Annotated in this window: 2 protein-coding genes; one reads left to right on the top strand and one right to left on the bottom strand. The window is 73.1% G+C overall.

Going from position 1 to position 1014, the window contains the following annotated elements; all coding sequences use genetic code 11:
• Positions 1 to 521: acyl-CoA dehydrogenase family protein (locus AB0C29_RS50270; RefSeq protein WP_360835724.1), on the bottom strand; the 521-nt coding region annotated here is incomplete at its 3' end.
• Positions 522 to 643: 122 nt separating this feature from the next.
• On the opposite strand from AB0C29_RS50270, the gene AB0C29_RS50265 reads away from it, so the two are divergent.
• The coding region (locus tag AB0C29_RS50265; RefSeq protein ID WP_360835722.1) for a hypothetical protein at positions 644 to 1014 on the top strand (371 nt) is incomplete at its 3' end.

Below are 1014 nucleotides of genomic sequence, written 5' to 3'. Positions count from 1 at the left end.
TACCAGCAGGCCGCGACGCCGACACCGCCGTGCCAGAAGCCGGGCCGGCCGACATAGGAGCCGGGACCACCCACGGGTCGGGCCGGGGCGTCGGTAAAGCGGACGGTACGGCTGTCACTGCCGGCCATCCCGACCGCGGGCCACGTCCCGTCGAGCGGCACCGCCCAGGGCGCGCGGTTCACCACGGCGAACAGCCGGATGCCGTCCGGCGCGGTGGCGGTGACCAGGGCATGGGTGCACGAGCCCGCGCCCGAGCACCACGGCCGGTCGCCGCTCAGCGTCCATTCGCCGTCCTTCTCGACGGCGGTCACCGACGCCGGCGCGGCAGCCCAGACACCCCAGCTCTCGTCCGGAGCGGACGGGCCGGGGTCGTCGAGCTCGGCCCGGATCGCGACGGCATCGGCATGGCCTTCGCAGAGCCGGGCCGCGACCGGGTCGCGGCGGGCGATGGCCGCGAGCCGCTCGAACCGTTCCAGGGTTCGGCCGGACCCGGGTAGCGGGAGATCAGCGACTTCGAGCACGAGCGCTTCCCTACCCGGGCCGGACCGGCCGCAAACGACGCAGGAAACGACGCAACCCCCATGGCACCTCCGTGATGCCATCATGGCTTTACATGGCGCCACAGTGATGCCATGATGGCGTCATGGACCTCACGTCATATGTCGCACGGCTCCGCGAGGAGCTCGCCGATGCGGCCGAGCTCGGCGGCTCCGACGCCCGCGAGCTGGCCGAGCGCCTGACCGCGCCGATGGAGTCGGCCTTCCGGCTCGCCCTGCTCGATGCCCTGTCCGCGGCAGCGGACGAGATCACCCGCGACCTGGCCCCGGGCTCGGTCGAGCTGCGGCTGCGGGGCGGCTCCCCTGGTTTTGTCGTGACGCCACCCCCGGCCGAGCATCCGGTGGAGACGACGGCACCCGAGCCGGTCGAGGCCACCGACATCCCCGACGACGGAGCCGTGTCTCGCATCAACTTCCGGCTGCCGGACCAGCTCAAGACCCGGATCGAGGAGGCGGC

Source organism: Actinoplanes sp. NPDC048791 (genome assembly GCF_040650095.1).
In the GTDB taxonomy this organism is placed as follows: domain Bacteria; phylum Actinomycetota; class Actinomycetes; order Mycobacteriales; family Micromonosporaceae; genus Actinoplanes.
This window is presented reverse-complemented; position numbering and strand designations above follow the sequence as displayed.